The organism is Pseudomonas helleri, assembly GCF_009600315.1.
GTDB classification, from domain to species: domain Bacteria; phylum Pseudomonadota; class Gammaproteobacteria; order Pseudomonadales; family Pseudomonadaceae; genus Aquipseudomonas; species Aquipseudomonas helleri_A.
This window is the reverse complement of record NZ_WIWC01000011.1, coordinates 1-17,932: the sequence shown is the minus strand read 5'-3', so window position 1 is coordinate 17,932 and position 17,932 is coordinate 1. Positions and strand designations below refer to the sequence as shown.

Genomic DNA, 17,932 nt, shown 5'->3' with positions numbered 1-17,932 from the left:
GACCGTGATAGGCGCTTTTACGACGACTGCGTCGCCGGACGCCGCCCTTGGCAGCTGCTACGGATACGTCATGCTCCGCATAAAAAAAGCGCCGTTAAAGGCGCTTTTTTATTTATCGAACGGTTATTGAACCGTCGGCGAACCTTCTTCTTGCATACGCTGCATTTCTTGCGTGTACAAGGCATCGAAGTTCACCGGAGCCAGCATCAATGCCGGGAACGAGCCGCGAACCACCAGGCTGTCCAGGGTTTCGCGGGCATACGGGAACAGGATGTTCGGGCAGAACGCACCCAGGGTGTGGCTCATCGAACCCGCATCCAGGTTTTTGATCAGGAAGATACCCGCTTGCTGAACTTCAGCAATGAAGGCCACTTCTTCACCGTTTTTAACGGTAACCGACAACGTCAGGACCACTTCGTGGAAGTCGTCTTCCAATGGCTTTTGACGGGTGTTCAGGTCCAGAGCAACGCTTGGCTCCCATGCCTGACGGAAAATGGCAGGGCTTTTCGGCGCTTCGAACGACAAGTCACGCACGTAAATACGTTGCAGCGAGAATTGTGGAGCAGTGTCTTCATCGCTAACAGCAGCGGTGTTCTGTTGGTCAGTCATCACAGATCCTTGTTGATCTTGGGCTTAGAGAGAAAGAGCGTCAGAGGCCGAGCAGCGCATTTAATTTACCTGCGCGCTCCAGGGCAAACAGGTCATCGCAACCCCCCACGTGCAGGTCGCCAATCCAGATTTGCGGGACTGACGTGCGGCCTGCTTTTTGGGCCATTTCGGCGCGGATCTGAGGCTTGCCGTCGACTTTGATTTCTTCGAAGGCAACACCCTTTTGCTCAAGCAAATACTTGGCTCGCGAGCAATAAGGGCAATAGTCGCTGGAGTAAACGATAACCTTGGACATGCTTACTTCACCACAGGCAGGTTATCGGCGCGCCAGCTGGAAATACCGCCGGACAGCTTGGCGGCGTTGTAGCCGGCCTTGAGCAGTTCACGGGCATGACCGCCCGAATGCTGACCCGCAGCATCCACCAGAATGATGGTTTTGCCTTTGAACTTGTCCAGCTCGGCCATGCGCGCAATCAGCTTGTCTTGCGGAATGTTCAGGGCGCCTACAATGTGGCCCGCAGCAAAGTCCTTGGCCGGGCGAATATCAATCACCACGCCTTCGTCGCGATTGACCAGGCCGGTCAGCTCGCCGGTGCTGATGCTGCGCCCGCCACGGCTCATCTCGTGAGCAATCAACAGCGCCAACAGGATGACAAACGCGCCTACAAGCAGGTAGTGAGCAGTGGCAAATGTAATCAGGTGATCAACCATCAGAAGGTTCCAGGGTCGTAAAATGTGGGCCAGTATACACAGCCACCTTGGTCGGCCAAACCCCGCCCGGCGGTGACGTCACATGAACTTCGCTTTAAACTGCGCGTCCTCTTAGTACTCTCTAATAAACCAGCCACGAGTGGGATCTATGACTACCACGCCTAAACCTTTGGTACTGATCATCCTGGATGGCTTCGGTCACAGTGAAAGCCACGAAGGCAATGCCGTGTATGCGGCCAAGAAACCGGTACTTGATCGTCTTGTCGCGAACATGCCAAACGGCCTGATCTCAGGTTCAGGCATGGATGTCGGTCTGCCGGACGGGCAAATGGGTAACTCCGAGGTGGGCCACATGAACCTCGGCGCCGGCCGCGTGGTGTATCAGGATTTCACCCGCGTCACCAAGTCGATAATGGATGGCGAGTTCTTCGAGAACCCGACCCTCTGTGCAGCGGTCGATAAAGCCGTGGGTGCAGGCAAGGCCGTGCATATTCTGGGCCTGCTGTCGGACGGCGGCGTTCACAGCCACCAGGACCACCTCATCGCCATGGCCGAATTGGCGTTCAAGCGCGGTGCAGAAAAAATCTACCTGCACGCCTTCCTCGATGGCCGCGACACCCCGCCAAAAAGTGCATCGTCCTCCATCGAGCTGCTGGATGAAGCTTTCAAAGATTTAGGCAAAGGCCGTATTGCCAGCCTGATTGGTCGCTATTTCGCCATGGACCGCGATAATCGCTGGGACCGTGTGGCTCAAGCCTACAACCTGATTGTCGACGGCAAAGGCGAGTTCAACGCTGCCACCGCACAAGAAGGACTGGAAGCGGCCTACGCTCGCGGTGAAAGCGACGAATTCGTCAAAGCCACGACTATTGGCGAACCGGTCAAGGTCGAAGACGGCGACGCCGTGGTCTTCATGAATTTCCGCGCCGACCGCGCCCGCGAGCTGACTCGCGCTTTCGTTGAAGACGATTTCAATGCATTCGAACGTGCCCGCCAACCAAAATTGGCCGAGTTCGTGATGCTCACTCAATATGCAGCCAGCATTCCTGCCCCGAGTGCTTTCGCGCCGGGCAGCCTGGAAAACGTACTGGGCGACTATCTGGCGAAAAACGGCAAAACCCAGCTGCGCATTGCCGAAACCGAGAAATACGCCCACGTCACCTTCTTCTTCTCCGGCGGTCGTGAAGAACCCTTCCCGGGCGAAGAACGTATTCTGGTGCCATCGCCTAAAGTCGCCACTTACGACTTGCAGCCTGAAATGAGCGCACCCGAAGTGACCGACAAAATCGTCGATGCCATCGAGCATCAGCGCTATGACGTGATTGTTGTCAACTACGCGAACGGCGACATGGTGGGCCACAGCGGTGTGTTCAGTGCGGCCGTTAAAGCCGTTGAATGCCTGGATGCCTGTGTTGGCCGCATCGTCGAGGCGCTGGACAAAGTGGGCGGCGAAGCGCTGATCACCGCAGACCACGGCAACGTTGAGCAAATGTCTGATGACACCACCGGGCAGGCCCATACGGCTCATACCTGTGAACCTGTGCCGTTTATTTATGTCGGAAAGCGTGCGTTCAAGGTTCGCGATGGCGGCGTCCTGGCTGACGTTGCGCCGACTATGCTCAAGCTGCTGGGGCTGCCAAAGCCTCAAGAGATGACCGGTAAGACCATTTTGGTCGACGCGTAATGTTGGTGTAACACCCGTAGCAGCTGCCGAAGGCGGCGTCCGGCGACGAAGTCGTCGTAAATTCAGGTACCGCGACCACTCAGGTGGACCGCGTGCACAGCATTTACGATCGCTGCGCGACCGGACGTAGCCTTCGGCAACTGCTACGGGATGGGTCAAATACAATTTAACTTTCATCCATTTCTTATAGGTGACGATGGCGGGCATACTAGGCCGTCCCGTTCCCCAGGTGTCGCCCGCCCCATGCTTCGCGCCCTTATAGCCCTGACTCTGACATGCCTGCTCCAACCGGCCTTTGCCGACGAGCGCGCGCAAACTCAACAGCAACTGGACGCCACACGCCAGGACATCGGCGAGCTTAAAAAGCTGCTTGGCAAACTCCAGGAAGAAAAATCCGGCGTGCAGAAAGACCTGCGCGGTACCGAAACCGAAATCGGCAAACTGGAGAAGCAGGTTGATGCCCTGCAAAAAGAACTAAAAAAGAGTGAAGGCGAGCTGCTGCGCCTAGATAGCGAGAAAAAAAAACTCCACAGCGCAAAAATTGAACAGCAACGCCTGATCGCCATTCAAGCGCGCGCCGCCTATCAAGGCGGCCATCAGGAATACCTCAAGCTGCTGCTCAACCAGCAAAATCCCGAGAAGTTCGCCCGAACCCTCACCTATTACGACTACTTGAGCCAGGCGCGAATGGCGCAACTCAAGGGTTTCAACGAAACACTGCGCCAATTGGCCAATGTCGAAACCGACATCAATCAACAGCAGGCTGAGTTGTTGGCGCAAAAAAGCAGCCTCGACACTCAGCGCGCCGAGCTCGACAAAGTCCGCGCCGAACGCCAGCAAGTACTGGCCAAGCTCAACACCGATGTCAAAAACCGCGATCAAAAGTTGCAAGCCCGCGAGCAGGATCAGGCGGATCTGGCTAAAGTCCTCAAGACCATTGAAGAAACCCTCGCCCGCCAGGCCCGAGAAGCCGAGCAGGCGCGCCAGAAAGCCTTGATTGCACAACAGGAAGCCGAAAAGAAACGCCAGCGCGAGGCTGAATCGGTCACCACCGACGCCCCGCGCAAGCCGGTCAAGTCAACGCCGGGTGCCTTGGTCTCCAGTGCCGGCGTCTCTTATGGCGGACCTTTTTCTCAAGCCCGGGGCAAACTTCCGTGGCCTGTTGATGGTCGACTATTGGCGCGCTTCGGTGAAAGCCGGGGCGATGATGCTCGCAGCAAGTGGGACGGCGTGATGATAAGCGCAGGTTCAGGTACTCAGGTACACGCTGTACACGGTGGCCGCGTGGTGTTTGCCGACTGGCTGCGCGGTGCAGGCCAGCTGGTCATTCTGGATCACGGTAATGGTTACTTAAGCTTGTACGGCCACAATCAGACGCTGCTCAAATCGGCCGGTGACATTGTTAAAGCCGGGGATGTGATTTCCACCGTGGGCAACAGCGGCGGTCAAGCAACACCCGCGTTGTATTTTGCTATTCGTCAGCAGGGCCGCCCCAGCGACCCCGCACAATGGTGCCGTACTCAAGGATGAGTCCATCACCTTTTAATACGTAGGAGTTCGTTCAACATGCCGCATCTGTCCCGCCTTAACTCGCTGGCCCTGACGATCGCTCTGGTGCTCGGTTCGCCTCTGGCATTCGCTGCCACGCCGACCGCCGCTCCGTCGACCGCCACCAGCGCCAAGGCCCCACTGCCGCTGGAAGAACTGCGCACGTTTGCCGAAGTCATGGACCGGATCAAAGCGGCGTATGTCGAACCTGTTGACGACAAAACCCTGCTCGAAAATGCCATCAAAGGCATGCTCAGCAATCTTGACCCGCATTCCGCCTATCTGGGGCCAGAAGACTTCGCCGAGTTGCAGGAAAGCACCAGCGGCGAATTTGGCGGACTGGGCATCGAAGTCGGCTCTGAAGACGGCAACATCAAAATCGTCTCGCCCATTGATGACACTCCGGCGAGCAAAGCCGGCATTCAGGCGGGCGACTTTATCGTCAAGATCAATGGCCAGCCCACCCGCGGCCTGAGCATGACCGAAGCGGTCGACCTGATGCGCGGCAAGATCGGTCAAAAAATCACCCTGACCCTGGTGCGCAATGGCGGTACGCCGTTCGACGTCACATTGACCCGCGCCAACATTCAGGTCAAAAGCGTGAAAAGCCAGCTGCTCGAAGACGGCTACGGTTATATACGCATTACCCAGTTCCAGGTCAAAACCGGCGAAGAGGTGGCGGCTGCGCTGTCCAAACTGCGCCGCGAAAACGGTAACAAGCGACTCAAAGGCATCATCCTCGACCTGCGCAACAACCCGGGCGGTGTGCTGCAATCGGCCGTTGAAGTGGTCGACCACTTCATCACCAAAGGCCTGATCGTTTACACCAAAGGCCGCATCGCCAACTCCGAACTGCGCTTCTCGGCCACCGGCAAAGACTTGAGCGAAGGTGTTCCGCTGGTTGTATTGATCAACGGCGGCAGCGCGTCAGCCTCGGAAATCGTCGCCGGCGCCTTGCAGGATCAAAAGCGCGGCGTCGTCATGGGCACCACCAGCTTCGGCAAAGGCTCGGTGCAAACCGTGTTGCCGCTGAACAACGACCGTGCCCTGAAAATCACCACGGCGCTTTACTTCACCCCTAACGGCCGTTCGATTCAGGCACAGGGCATCGTGCCGGACATCGAAGTCAGCCGCGCCAAGATCACCCGTGAACAAGACACCGAGTACTACAAAGAGGCCGACCTGCAAGGTCACCTCGGCAACGGTAACGGCGGTGCCGATCGCCCGACCGGTTCAAGCCCGAAAGCCAAGCCAATGCCACAGGATGATGACTTCCAGTTGAGTCAGGCGTTGAGCTTGCTCAAAGGTTTGAGCATTACACGCGGCAATTGAGATGCGCTTTTCAGCCGCCCTCGCCCTGCTCTGCTGCCTGACCGGTGCCGCCCATGCGGCGCCGGTCAATCATCCGGACGCCCACCCCAAGGCTTACCTGAGCCTGATCATTGACGATCTGGGGCAAAACCTGCCCCGCGATCGCCGGGTACTGGCCTTTCCGGGCCCGGTGACGACCGCAGTGATGCCCGACACCCCGCACGCCGCCGAATTTGCCCGTGAAGCTCACAAGGCCGGCAAGATCGTGATCTTGCACATGCCTATGGACCCTGCCACCGGCCCGTTCGCCTGGCACCCGGACTTGCCCATCGCGGAATTGGCAAAACGTCTCAGCGCTGCGTTCAAGGCCGTGCCTTACACCAGTGGCATCAATAACCATGAAGGCAGCCTGATGACCGCTCAGCCGGAGGCCATGGCCTGGTTAATGGCTGAACTGCAACAACGGCATAAGTTCTTCGTCGACAGCCGCACCAGTGCGCGCACCGTCGCTGCGGCCCAGGCGCAGAAAATCGGTTTGGCCAGTGTTTCGCGCGATGTGTTCCTCGACAACGTTCGCACCGAACAAGCCATCACCCGCCAGCTCGAAACCGCCATAAAACACGCGAAAAAGTTCGGCTCGGTGGTGATGATTGGCCACCCATACCCACAAACACTGGCGGTGCTGGAGCGCGAATTGCCCACCCTCAAAGCCCAAGGCATTGACTGGATCGACATCAAACAGATGATTGGCGTGCGCAGCAATCAGGCGATGGCGGCGCACGGGAAAGACGGGGTTTATCGGTAATCGGCTACGAACGTTCGACTACAGGTATTTAGCGCGGATTTTCTCGATCACCCCTTCAGCTCGCAGCTCATCCATCGCGGCCTGTAACTTGTTCACCACCTCGTCCGGCACTTCTTTGTTCAGCGCCAGATACAGCTCAGCCTGATTGAAGCGCAGTACCGTCTTGAACCCTGAAATACCCACCTGGCGCGCTAAAAACTTCCCCGCCGGATCGCCCGTGGCCCAGAGGTCTATATACCCGGCCAGCAGCTTGCGGGCGTTATCCTGATCGCGCAGAACGATAATCGGCTTAAGCCCCTGCTTCTCCAAAGACACCGCAATCACATCGCCCTTATAAGCGCCGATGCGGTATTGAGCAGCCTCTTCAAGGGAGTTGATGGTAATCGGGCTGTTTGCTCTGGCCAACAATACCCAGTCATCCGGGCCAATGGGGCCAACCCATTTGAACAAGGCTTCACGATCAGGCACACGTGCCGTGACGAAGACGCCGTAGCCGGGATTGGCGAGTGCAAGGTCATAGATACGCTGCCACGGGAAGCGCAGCGTCATGTTGTAGGGGATGTCAGCACGTTTGAAGGTTTCGCGCAGGACTTCGACGGCGATGCCTTCAAGGTTTTGATTTTGAGCGAAGTTTTTCCCGTTTTTGGCCATGTTGTACGGCGGGAAATTTTCGGTCAGCAACACCAGAGGGCTACGCGAAGCCTCTGCTGCAGATGCGCTACTCGCCAGCCACATCGTGCAGCCTGCAAGAACGACTAATAAATGTTTAAACATGACAGACAATCCAGATCCATGGCGTGCCCAAGAGTGACTCGCGCACGCCATAGTGTCCAGTAGCCTTTGTGTTTAGCGCACCACGATCCCGCGCTCGGCCATATAGGCTTTGGCTTGCGGCACGGTGTATTCGCCAAAGTGGAAAATACTCGCCGCCAGTACGGCACTGGCATGGCCTTCAAGAATGCCGTCGGCCAAGTGCTGCAAGTTGCCGACCCCGCCCGAGGCAATCACCGGGATACCCAGCGCATCACTGATCGCACGGGTCACACCCAGGTCAAAGCCGCTTTTCATGCCGTCCTGATCCATGCTGGTCAGCAAGATCTCACCGGCACCCAAGCCTTCCATCTTCATTGCCCATTCGACCGCGTCGAGGCCGGTGGGTTTGCGCCCGCCATGGGTGAAGATTTCCCAGCGCGGGGTTTCGCCCGGCAAGGAGACTTTCTTGGCATCAATGGCGACTACGATGCATTGCGAACCAAAGTGCTGCGCCGCTTCGCCCACAAACTCCGGGTTAAATACTGCTGCCGTGTTGATCGAAACCTTGTCGGCACCGGCGTTCAGCAGGTTGCGAATGTCCTGAATGCAACGCACCCCGCCCCCCACAGTCAGCGGGATAAACACCTGACTGGCCATGCGCTCGACGGTATGCAGCGTGGTGTCGCGGCCGTCGACGCTGGCGGTGATGTCGAGAAAGGTAATCTCGTCAGCCCCTTGCTCGTCGTAGCGACGGGCAATTTCTACCGGATCACCCGCATCGCGGATGTTCTCGAATTTGACGCCCTTCACGACCCGACCGTTATCCACGTCCAGGCAAGGGATGATGCGTTTGGCCAGCGCCATGCGGTTCTCCTTAGCCTTTGTAGGTGTCGCAGAAGGCTTGCGCCTCAGCCACATCCAGCGTGCCTTCGTAGATTGCACGGCCGGTAATCGCACCGATGATGCCCGGCGCCTTGGCGTCCATCAGGGTTTTGATGTCGCCCAGGTTGTGGATACCACCAGAGGCGATCACGGGAATGCGGGTCGCCGCAGCCAAAGCGGCGGTGTAGCTGACGTTGCAGCCTTGCATCATGCCGTCTTTGGCGATGTCGGTATAAACAATCGCGGACACACCATCGGACTCGAATTGTTTGGCCAGATCGATCACGTTCACGGTGCTGATTTCAGCCCAGCCATCGGTGGCCACAAAACCGTCTTTGGCGTCGAGACCGACAATGATCTTGCCTGGAAACGCGCGGCAAGCCTCAGCCACGAACTCGGGATTTTTCACGGCCTTGGTGCCCAGAATCACGTAGCTCACACCGGCTTTGACGTAATGCTCGATGGTTTCCAGCGAACGAATACCGCCGCCAATCTGAATCGGCAACTGCGGGTAACGTTTGGCGATGGCGGTCACCACCTCGCCATTGACCGGTTTGCCTTCAAAGGCACCGTTCAGGTCAACCAGATGCAGACGGCGGCAACCGCCCTCAACCCATTTGGCGGCCATGCCGACCGGGTCATCGGAGAATACGGTGGAGTCTTCCATGCGGCCCTGGCGCAGACGTACACAGGCACCGTCTTTAAGATCGATAGCGGGGATAATCAGCATCTGGCAAACCTTCAATTCGGGAGTCAGGGACTCGGCAATCAGTTCTTCTCAAGCGCCCACAGGTCGCTTTCGATGCTCTCGAACCTCTCTTTGAGGTGCGTCTGCACATCGAAAATCGCCCGGTTGTAGTAATGCGGTGCGATTTCGCGGGTGAACAGCTCAAGGATTTCAGCCGCTTCAAACGAACCGAGGTCCAGTTCAAAGCGGTCTTGCATAAAGCGCTTGATCTTGCTGTTGGCTTCACTCTCTTGCTCGGGGGTGAGCGTAAGAATGGGCGGCTGTGGCTTGCGCGCAGCCATTACCAACGACCGTCCCAAGCCACGAAGTTTTCCAGCAACTGCAAGCCGTGGGTATGGCTCTTCTCGGGGTGGAACTGCACCGCGAAACGCGAACCTTCGGCCAGCGCAGCGGCAAAATCGACACCGTAATGCCCGCCGCCCACCACCTGGCGAGGGTTACCCGCCGCGATGTAGTAGCTGTGCACAAAATAAAAACGCGCCAGATCAGGGATACCGTGCCACAGCGGGTGATCGACCTTCTGCTGCACTTCGTTCCAGCCCATGTGCGGCACTTTGAGGTGCTCGCCGTCTTCATGCAGGTCTTTGCCGAAAAACTTCACCTGACCGGGAAACAGTCCGATGCAGTCAACGCCGCCGTTCTCTTCGCTGCTGTCGAGCAAGGCTTGCATGCCGACGCAAATCCCGAGGAAGGGACGGTCCTGGCTGACTTCACGCACCAGCGAATCAAAGCCCAGGCGACGGATCTCGGCCATGCAGTCGCGAATCGCGCCGACACCGGGGAACACAACCCGGTCGGCTTCGCGAATCACGTTGGCATCGCTGGTGATCAGCACCCGACCGGCACCCACGTGTTCCAGCGCTTTGGCCACCGAGTGCAGGTTACCCATGCCGTAATCGATTACCGCCACGGTCTCCATCAGAGCACGCCCTTGGTGGACGGCATTTGCCCGGCCATGCGCTCGTCCAGTGCTACGGCCATGCGCAACGCGCGGCCGAATGCCTTGAATACCGTCTCGATCTGGTGGTGAGTGTTGGTGCCGCGCAGGTTGTCGATGTGCAGGCTGACATTGGCGTGGTTGACGAAGCCCTGGAAGAACTCCTGAAACAGGTCAACATCAAAGCCGCCTACGGTGGCGCGGGTATAGGGCACGTGCATTTGCAGGCCAGGGCGGCCCGAAAAGTCGATGACCACGCGCGACAGTGCTTCGTCCAGCGGGACATAAGCGTGACCGTAACGGGTCATGCCTTTTTTATCGCCGACTGCCTGGCTGAAGGCTTTACCCAGGGTAATGCCCACGTCCTCAACGGTATGGTGATCGTCGATATGCAGGTCGCCTTTGCACTCGATGTCCAGGTCGATCAGCCCGTGTCGGGCGATCTGGTCGAGCATGTGCTCAAGAAAAGGCACACCGATATCGAATCGGGCCTTACCGGTACCATCCAAGTTGATCGAGGCTTTAATCTGGGTTTCCAGAGTATCGCGCTCGACTGACGCCTTACGTTCGGCCATCACCAGCTCCGCAAATCATTGGGCGAAAAAAGGTGGCCATTATAGGCACGGGTCAGGCAAACAGAAACATTAGGGTGATAAGACTGACGTAATGCGCCCAAGGCGCACAACTGCGTAGCAGCTGACGAGCTCCGCGAGGCTGCGTCCGATTGCGAAGCGATCGTAAAACATGCGATCACGGTCAATATGAAACACCGCATTCTCTGGTTTTACGACGGCTATGCCGCCGGACGCGGCCTGCGTCCGCTGCTACGGATCCGCTGCGCTAATTAAACAACACCGCCGTCTTTTGCACCGTGACCCACACACCCCACAACAGCGGGATGCCCACGGCCAACCATGCAGCAATCACTAACGGGTGGCTACCCGGCGCGGCTTTCCATTCCAGCGAAGTCGAGGCGTCAGCTCCCTTGTCGTGACCCAGCGCCTGCTCGGCCGCCAGTTGGGCATCGGTCATGAAGTACTTGTCGTTCACCGGACGCACCAGCAAGTTGCACACGAAGCCCAGCGCCAGCAAGCCCGCCAGAATGTACAAGGTGATGTCGTACGCGGCCGCACGCTCAACCCCGATGCTCAGCTGATATTCACGCAGGTAGTTGACCAATACCGGCCCCAGCACGCCCGCAGCCGCCCACGCGGTGAGCAGTCGACCGTGAATGGCACCGACCATCTGGGTACCGAACAGGTCGGCGAGATACGCAGGCACCGTGGCAAAGCCACCGCCATACATCGACAAAATGATGCAGAACGCGGCCACAAACAGCGACACGTTGCCCAGATGCCCGAGGTTGGGAATCATCGCGTACAGCGCAAAACCCAATGCGAAGAACACAAAGTAGGTGTTTTTACGCCCCAGGTAGTCGGAGAACGACGCCCAGAAAAAGCGCCCGCCAATGTTGAACAGGCTCAGCAAGCCGGTGAAGCCCGCGGCAATGGCCGCGATTTGCGCCAGCTGGGCTGCATCCAGTTGGCTGAAGGTCAGGTCGTTGCCCAGCAGCTTGCCCGCAAACACTTCCTGCAACAGCGGCGAAGCCATGCCCAAAATACCGATACCGGCCGAGACGTTCAGGCACAGCACCAGCCACACCAAGGCAAATTGCGGCGTCCTCCAGGCCACGCTGACGTGTACATGGCGATGCGTGATCATCGCGTTGGACGCTTTTTTGGCCGGTGCCGTCCAGCCCTCAGGCTTCCAGCCGGTCGGTGGAACGCGGTACGACAAGGCGCCGCCGATCATGAACACGAAATAAATCGCGGCCATCACCACAAAGCTCTGCCACACACCTACGCTGTCAGGCGTCGCAAAATGGTTCATCAAGAAGGCGGCCAAGGGCGCGCCGACCATGGCACCGCCACCGAAACCCATGATTGCCATGCCCGTGGCCATGCCACGCTTGTCCGGGAACCACTTGATCAATGTCGACACAGGCGAGATGTAGCCCAAGCCCAACCCGATACCGCCAATGACCCCCGAGCCCAGCCACATTAGCCAGATTTGATGGGTATAAATGCCCAGCGCTGAAATTAGCAGGCCCCCACACCAGCACAATGCCGACACCACACCGGCCTTGCGCGGGCCCGCATGTTCAAGCCACCCGCCCCATACGGCTGCCGAGCAACCCAGGAAGATGAAAAACAAGGTGTAAATCCAGCCCAGCATCGAAATCGGCCAGTCGCACTGCGACGAAAATACCTGGGCGATGAAGCTCATGTCCGGCGCACAGGCTACCGGCGCGGTGACACCGATGGCCTTGGACAGCGGCAACCAGAACACCGAAAAGCCGTAGGCCATGCCGATACACAAGTGAATGGCCAATGCGGCGGGTGGAACCAGCCAGCGGTTGAAACCGGGCTTGGCGATGATGCGCTCTTTGGACAAGAACGCAGGCTGTGAGGCAGGACTGCCCGCAGCAATGCTCGTGCTCATTATTATTTCCCCCATGGATGAAGTGTTTCCCGGACATGCTCAATCCTGACTTTGGTGCCCCGAGGCACACAGCCGTTTTGTTGGATCAAGTCGGCGGCGCGACGATGCGCCGCAGACGTCATGGAAAACAGGTGAAGACTACCATTTGAGCGTAGGAAATCGTCCATTGCTGTGAGGAGTTTCATCTACAAACTGCCGCGCTACGATCCGCGCCCAGCCGGTCATCGCGTGGCGCTATACTCTGCGGCTCATTTTAAAATTTCCCCTCACATAGACTTACAAGGACTCGCCCATGAAAGCGTTCGGCAAAATCCTGGGTCTGGTGCTTCTCGGATTGTTGCTGATCATCGTGGCTTTGGGCTTTGCCCTGAGCCATCTGTTCGATCCCAACGACTATAAAGACGAGATCCGCCAGATAGCTCGCGACAAGGCCCACATTGAGCTGACGCTCAATGGCGACATCGGCTGGAGCCTGTTCCCCTGGCTCGGTCTGGAGTTGCATGACGCCAGCGTGGCGACGCTCGCGGCACCTACCCAGCCGTTCGCCGACCTGCAAATGCTGGGGCTTTCAGTGCGCGTATTGCCGCTGCTGCGCAAAGAAGTGCAGATGAGCGATGTGCGGGTGGAAGGCTTGAACCTGCGCCTGAACCGTGACAAAAACGGTCACGGTAACTGGCAGGACATCGGCAAACCTGCCCCCGTGGCCGCGACGACTGAAACCCCGGCCACCGCCGAGGCGACACCTGCCAGCAAACCTGACAGCGTCAGCCAGCCGCTCAAGCTCGACATTGACAGCCTGACCGTGAACAACGCGCGGGTCGAATACAACGACGAGCAAAACGGCAAGCAGTTCAGCGCAGAAAGCATCCAGCTGAGCACCGGCCCGATTCACGAAGCGACCAGCACCCCGCTCAAGTTGACCGCCTTTCTGGGCACCAACCAGCCCGTCATGCGGGTCAAAACGGAAATCGACGGCAAGCTGCGTTTTGATCGCGTGCTCAAGCGTTATCAGTTCGAAGACATGAAAGTGGTAGGCGAAGCCTCGGGCGAGCCGCTGCAAGGCAAGACCATGACCTTTGCCGCTCAAGGGCAAATTCTGGTCGATCTGGCCGCCAACATCGCGGAATGGAGCGGCTTGAAAATTTCCGCCAATCAGCTCCGTGCGCTGGGCGAACTCAAGGTCAATGAACTCGACAAAACACCGCAAATCAGCGGTGGCCTATCGGTTGCCCAACTTGATCTGGCCAAGTTCCTCGACAGCATCGGCCACGCTCTGCCCAAGATGGCGCCGGGCAGCCTGAGCAAAGTCGAACTGGTCACTCGCCTGTCGGGTACACCGAACAGCATGGCCTTTGACGAGCTCAATCTTAAGGTTGACGACAGCACCTTCACCGGCCGCATTGCGGTAGACGACTTCGCGAAACAAGCCCTGCGTATACAGCTTAAAGGCGACACGTTAGACGCCGATCGCTACCTGCCGGCCAAGTCCGAGCAAGCCAGCGGTGCCACGGCAGCACGCAAGGCTGAAGTGCAAAGCAGCGAAGCCGGTGCACTGGCCGCTTCAGGTGATACACCGCTGCCCGACGCGCCCACCAAAAGTGGCTGGAGCACCGCAAAAATCATCCCGGTGACGCGCCTCAAAGCACTCGACCTGAATGCTGACATCAGCTTTGGCCAACTGACGCTGACCCAACTGCCCATCCAGAATGCAGTGCTCAAGGCCACCAGCAAAGACGGTCTGCTGACCCTGCAAAACCTCAGTGGCAACCTGTACAAAGGTGACTTCGCGGCCAATGGCAGCCTTGATGTACGCCCGATGCTGCCGGTGGCCGCTCTGCAAACCCGCATCACCAACGTCCCGGTCGATAAAATCCTGCAAAGCCAAGGCCAAAAACCCCCTGTCACTGGCCTGCTGACCCTTACCAGCAACGTCACGGGCAGCGGTGAAAGCCAGAGCGCGCTGATTCAGAGCCTCAACGGCACCGCCAGCTTCGTCCTCAACGACGGCGTACTGCTCAATGCCAACATTGAGCAGCAACTGTGCAAAGGCATCTCGGTGCTCAACCGCAAAGCCTTGACCAGCGCACCGCAGGGCAAAGACACGCCTTTCAGGGAACTCAAGGGCAGCCTGGTGTTTCGTAATGGCGTGGCCAGCAACCCCGACCTGATTGTGCGCATTCCGGGCATGAGCGTTAAAGGCGATGGCGACATCGACCTGCGCGTGCTGGGCATGGACTATCGCATTGGCATCGTCATCGAAGGTGACACCCGCGCCATGCCAGACCCGGCATGCCAGGTGGGCAAAAACTTTGTCGGCATCGAGCTGCCTTTACGTTGCCGTGGCCCGCTGGAGCTGGGTGCCAAAGCCTGTCGTCTGGACAAGGAAGGGCTGGGTAAAGTGGCCGCTAAAATGGCGGGCAACAAAATCAGCGAGAAGCTTGAAGAGAAGCTGGGCGACAAAGTCAGCCCCGAACTCAAAAATGCCCTCAAGGGGCTGTTTAACCGATGAAAGATGAGCAATTTTCTGTGGCGGTGCTGGACTGGTATGACCGCCACGGCCGCCACGACCTGCCCTGGCAACAGGGCATCACCCCGTATCGGGTGTGGGTCTCGGAAATCATGTTGCAGCAAACGCAAGTCAGCACCGTGCTCAACTACTTCGACCGGTTTATGGCCTCGCTGCCCACGGTCGAAGCGCTGGCCAGCGCCCCCGAAGATGAAGTGCTGCACCTGTGGACGGGCTTGGGCTACTACACCCGTGCGCGCAATTTGCAGAAGACCGCCAAAATCGTCGTGAGCGACTATGGCGGCGAATTTCCGCGAAACGTGGAAAAACTTGTCGAACTGCCCGGCATCGGTTTATCCACAGCCGGCGCGATTGCCAGCCTGAGCATGGGCTTGCGGGCACCGATCCTCGACGGCAACGTCAAACGCGTGCTGGCACGCTATACCGCGCAAGAGGGCTACCCGGGCGAACCCAAGGTCGCCAAACAGCTGTGGGCCACCGCCGAGCGCTTCACGCCCCATGATCGGGTCAACGCTTACACTCAGGCCATGATGGACATGGGCGCCACGCTCTGCACCCGCAGCAAGCCGAGCTGCCTGTTGTGCCCGCTCGAAACCGGTTGTGAAGCCCACTTGCTGGGCCTGGAGACACGCTATCCGGTGCCCAAGCCCCGCAAGACCGTCCCACAAAAGCGCACGCTGATGCCCATGCTGGCCAACGCCGAAGGCGCGATTCTGCTTTACCGTCGCCCCTCTACGGGCCTGTGGGGCGGATTGTGGAGCTTGCCTGAGCTGGACGACTTGAACGACATCGAGCACTTGGCCCTGCAACACTCACTGGCACTGGGCGCGCAGCATCAACTGCCCGGCCTGATGCACACCTTTAGCCATTTCCAGTTAGCCATCGAACCCTGGCTGATCCACGTCAAAGAGTCCGGCCATCACGTGGCCGAGGCTGATTGGCTCTGGTATAACCTCGCCACCCCGCCGCGCCTGGGCCTTGCTGCCCCGGTCAAGAAGCTGCTCAAACGTGCAGCCGAGCTATTGAACGCAGGAGAGTCGTCATGACCCGCACCGTTATGTGCCGCAAGTACAAAGAAGAACTGCCCGCCCTTGAGCGCGCTCCGTTTCCGGGCGCCAAAGGTCAGGACATTTTTGATCACGTCTCGGCAAAAGCCTGGGCTGATTGGCAAAAACACCAAACCTTGCTGATCAACGAGAAGCGTTTGAACATGATGAACGCTGAAGATCGAAAATATTTGCAGGGCGAAATGGACAAGTTCTTCAGCGGCGAAGAATACGCACAAGCTGAAGGCTACGTTCCGCCAAGCGAGTAAACCCCGGTTTTAAAGGGTTTGGTCCGTAAGCGATGGTATTATTTAAAGATTTTTTAAAAAAGTGTTTGACGGGTTAACGAAAAAAGCTTCTAATGCGCCCCGTTGCCCAGATAGCTCAGTCGGTAGAGCAGGGGATTGAAAATCCCCGTGTCGGCGGTTCGATTCCGTCTCTGGGCACCACATTCAGCATTGATGTGGTGTTCACACCACCTCAACGCAACACAAGAAACCCGCCTAGTGCGGGTTTTTTGTTGGGCGCGATTTAATCGCCCGCCGTTATGGCTTACCTGAACGAACAGAGTCCCACTCTGCCACATGCGCCGCTTTAGCCTTTTTGTTATAGAGGCAAAGCTCGGTGCCCTGCTTACCCTTCATATGTTTCTGCGGATACTCACCTTGCAGCAGCATCGCGGTGTAACCCACGCGATCATCAAATTGCGCTGGCGTACCGACGGGCTTGGCATTTTTCAAGGTGCTGGCCTTGGTGCAACTTGTGAGCACGGCCTTGTCATAGGCAGCCCATGCGTCGGAGCTGGAAGCGCTGGCGTGAGTGGCCACAGCTGTCAGGCAGAGGAAGGTCAATGAGGAGAGTTTCATGGTTCGGTGCATCCTTGGGTGTCCGTTCATTGTTCAGATTTGAGTATTGCGAACAGGACAGGTTCAATAGCCCCCTTAGCCCGTAAAGGACACACGTTCATGGCAACGCCAAAGAAGCAGCAGAAACACGCACAGCGGGCCAAATCCAAGGCCAAACAGAACCGCATGGGCAAGCCGGGTAAAACCACGTCTGCAACCCTCATCGACCACCCGTTCGATGACGTGAAAATCGACCTCAGCACTTTCGATTTTCAGGACATCAAGGAAAATGGTTTTGAACCGTCCGACTTCGAAGACTTGTTTGAAGCCATGAAAGCCGCCGAAGCCAAAGGGCTGCAAGCGATGTGCAGTGTCTTCCTGCAATACCCGGTGCTGGAACTGGTGATCGCAGAAGAAGAGGAAGACGACGCCACTGACTTCCTGATGGGCTTGTTGATCGCCTTCCGCATGACGGTTCATGGCGATGACGAAGACAGCGCGCTGGCGTGGGTTGAATCCCCAGCGTTTTCCAAAGCCTACGTAGAAGCGTCGCGCCTGCTGGCTGAGCGTGGCGAGCGGGCGTGACGACGTAACTTCAGCGAGTGTTCACGTCAGCTCCCCTCACCCCAACCCTCTCCCGGAGGGAGAGGGGGCTAAAGTCAAAAACAGATGTGCGCAACGCCCCAAATCAGTCCCCTCACCCCAGCCCTCTCCCTGTATGGACCGGGGACATCGCGAACACTTTGTTCGGAGACATAGCGAACAGTTAGCGAAGCGATTTCCCTGATATTACAACCTTGGTCACTTTGTCAATTTGGGCAATACGATGGCTTCCCCAGAACACATCGTATTGCCCATCCTGAGCACCTTCTCTTACCCCCACGCGCTCGCCTACAAACGCTTTTCCCAGTTTCCAGGCTTGGCCTTGCCAGTAAATCTCACCTTTAGCCTGCACTTTTCGTACATCCAGTTCACTGCCGTATTCGATCTGAGTCAGCGCCTCCTGATACGCCCTGGAGCTGGA

Annotated in this window: 19 protein-coding genes, 1 tRNA gene and 1 pseudogene; 9 read left to right on the top strand and 12 right to left on the bottom strand. The window is 57.8% G+C overall.

What is annotated here, in order from left to right:
• Positions 1–123 precede the first annotated feature (123 nt).
• From secB to GHN86_RS09170, 3 genes are read right to left on the bottom strand one after another with little or no spacing between them, the layout of a single operon-like run.
• A complete protein-coding gene (gene secB / locus GHN86_RS09180; RefSeq protein ID WP_153378132.1) occupies positions 124–609 on the bottom strand; it encodes a protein-export chaperone SecB in 486 nt (161 codons plus the stop codon).
• 40 nt (positions 610–649) lie between these two features.
• Positions 650–904 (bottom strand): glutaredoxin 3, encoded by a 255-nt coding sequence (grxC, locus tag GHN86_RS09175; RefSeq protein ID WP_153378133.1) that lies wholly within the window; start codon positions 902–904, stop codon positions 650–652.
• A gap of 2 nt (positions 905–906) precedes the next feature.
• The gene (locus tag GHN86_RS09170) at positions 907–1,320 is read right to left on the bottom strand and encodes a rhodanese-like domain-containing protein (RefSeq protein ID WP_122785267.1); all 414 of its coding nucleotides are present in this window, start codon (positions 1,318–1,320) and stop codon (positions 907–909) included.
• Between the two features lie 148 nt (positions 1,321–1,468).
• Here GHN86_RS09170 and gpmI point away from each other — a divergent pair, with 148 nt between their 5' ends.
• From gpmI to GHN86_RS09150, 4 genes are all read left to right on the top strand, one after another.
• Positions 1,469–3,004 carry a 2,3-bisphosphoglycerate-independent phosphoglycerate mutase gene (gpmI, locus tag GHN86_RS09165; RefSeq protein WP_153386460.1) on the top strand — a complete coding sequence of 512 codons (1,536 nt, stop codon included), beginning with the start codon at positions 1,469–1,471 and terminating at the stop codon, positions 3,002–3,004.
• Between the two features lie 243 nt (positions 3,005–3,247).
• Entirely contained in the window at positions 3,248–4,534 is a 1,287-nt protein-coding gene (locus GHN86_RS09160) for a murein hydrolase activator EnvC family protein (protein ID WP_153378135.1), read from the top strand.
• A gap of 36 nt (positions 4,535–4,570) precedes the next feature.
• Positions 4,571–5,884, top strand: a complete 1,314-nt coding sequence (locus tag GHN86_RS09155; RefSeq protein WP_153378136.1) for a S41 family peptidase — start codon at positions 4,571–4,573, stop codon at positions 5,882–5,884.
• A 1-nt stretch (position 5,885) separates the two neighbouring features.
• On the top strand, positions 5,886–6,668 hold the full coding sequence (locus tag GHN86_RS09150; RefSeq protein ID WP_153378137.1) for a divergent polysaccharide deacetylase family protein: 783 nt from the start codon (positions 5,886–5,888) through the stop codon (positions 6,666–6,668).
• A gap of 18 nt (positions 6,669–6,686) precedes the next feature.
• On the opposite strand, the gene GHN86_RS09145 is transcribed toward GHN86_RS09150, so the two are convergent.
• From GHN86_RS09145 to GHN86_RS09115, 7 genes are all read right to left on the bottom strand, one after another.
• On the bottom strand, positions 6,687–7,442 hold the full coding sequence (locus GHN86_RS09145; RefSeq protein WP_153378138.1) for a substrate-binding periplasmic protein: 756 nt from the start codon (positions 7,440–7,442) through the stop codon (positions 6,687–6,689).
• Positions 7,443–7,514: 72 nt separating this feature from the next.
• Positions 7,515–8,285 (bottom strand): imidazole glycerol phosphate synthase subunit HisF, encoded by a 771-nt coding sequence (hisF, locus tag GHN86_RS09140; RefSeq protein WP_153378139.1) that lies wholly within the window; start codon positions 8,283–8,285, stop codon positions 7,515–7,517.
• Between the two features lie 10 nt (positions 8,286–8,295).
• Positions 8,296–9,033, bottom strand: coding sequence for a 1-(5-phosphoribosyl)-5-[(5-phosphoribosylamino)methylideneamino]imidazole-4-carboxamide isomerase (gene hisA, locus GHN86_RS09135; protein ID WP_153378140.1), 738 nt, complete (start codon positions 9,031–9,033; stop codon positions 8,296–8,298).
• A gap of 38 nt (positions 9,034–9,071) precedes the next feature.
• Positions 9,072–9,332 (bottom strand): DUF2164 domain-containing protein, encoded by a 261-nt coding sequence (locus tag GHN86_RS09130; protein ID WP_153378141.1) that lies wholly within the window; start codon positions 9,330–9,332, stop codon positions 9,072–9,074.
• Complete coding sequence (hisH, locus tag GHN86_RS09125; protein WP_153378142.1) at positions 9,332–9,970, bottom strand: imidazole glycerol phosphate synthase subunit HisH; 639 nt, start codon at positions 9,968–9,970, stop codon at positions 9,332–9,334. Before hisH ends, GHN86_RS09130 begins: the two co-directional genes overlap by 1 nt.
• Complete coding sequence (gene hisB / locus GHN86_RS09120; RefSeq protein ID WP_003438561.1) at positions 9,970–10,563, bottom strand: imidazoleglycerol-phosphate dehydratase HisB; 594 nt, start codon at positions 10,561–10,563, stop codon at positions 9,970–9,972. Before hisB ends, hisH begins: the two co-directional genes overlap by 1 nt.
• Positions 10,564–10,828: 265 nt before the next feature.
• Positions 10,829–12,490, bottom strand: a complete 1,662-nt coding sequence (locus GHN86_RS09115; RefSeq protein WP_153378143.1) for an OFA family MFS transporter — start codon at positions 12,488–12,490, stop codon at positions 10,829–10,831.
• Between the two features lie 292 nt (positions 12,491–12,782).
• Between GHN86_RS09115 and GHN86_RS09110 the strand changes: the two genes are divergently transcribed.
• From GHN86_RS09110 to GHN86_RS09095, 4 genes are all read left to right on the top strand, one after another.
• The gene (locus GHN86_RS09110; RefSeq protein WP_153378144.1) at positions 12,783–14,999 is read left to right on the top strand and encodes an AsmA family protein; all 2,217 of its coding nucleotides are present in this window, start codon (positions 12,783–12,785) and stop codon (positions 14,997–14,999) included.
• On the top strand, positions 14,996–16,063 hold the full coding sequence (mutY, locus tag GHN86_RS09105; RefSeq protein WP_153378145.1) for an A/G-specific adenine glycosylase: 1,068 nt from the start codon (positions 14,996–14,998) through the stop codon (positions 16,061–16,063). Before GHN86_RS09110 ends, mutY begins: the two co-directional genes overlap by 4 nt.
• On the top strand, positions 16,060–16,332 hold the full coding sequence (locus GHN86_RS09100; RefSeq protein WP_122785279.1) for an oxidative damage protection protein: 273 nt from the start codon (positions 16,060–16,062) through the stop codon (positions 16,330–16,332). The genes mutY and GHN86_RS09100 overlap by 4 nt, the downstream gene beginning before the upstream one ends.
• Before the next feature lie 104 nt (positions 16,333–16,436).
• Positions 16,437–16,512: transfer RNA gene (locus GHN86_RS09095), tRNA-Phe, on the top strand.
• 96 nt (positions 16,513–16,608) lie between these two features.
• On the opposite strand, the gene GHN86_RS09090 is transcribed toward GHN86_RS09095, so the two are convergent.
• Entirely contained in the window at positions 16,609–16,929 is a 321-nt protein-coding gene (locus tag GHN86_RS09090) for a hypothetical protein (RefSeq protein WP_153378146.1), read from the bottom strand.
• A gap of 99 nt (positions 16,930–17,028) precedes the next feature.
• On the opposite strand from GHN86_RS09090, the gene GHN86_RS09085 reads away from it, so the two are divergent.
• Positions 17,029–17,493 (top strand): hypothetical protein, encoded by a 465-nt coding sequence (locus GHN86_RS09085; RefSeq protein WP_153378147.1) that lies wholly within the window; start codon positions 17,029–17,031, stop codon positions 17,491–17,493.
• A gap of 181 nt (positions 17,494–17,674) precedes the next feature.
• Here the strand turns inward: GHN86_RS09085 and GHN86_RS23390 are convergent.
• Positions 17,675–17,932: pseudogene (locus GHN86_RS23390) on the bottom strand (IS481 family transposase); the annotation flags it as partial.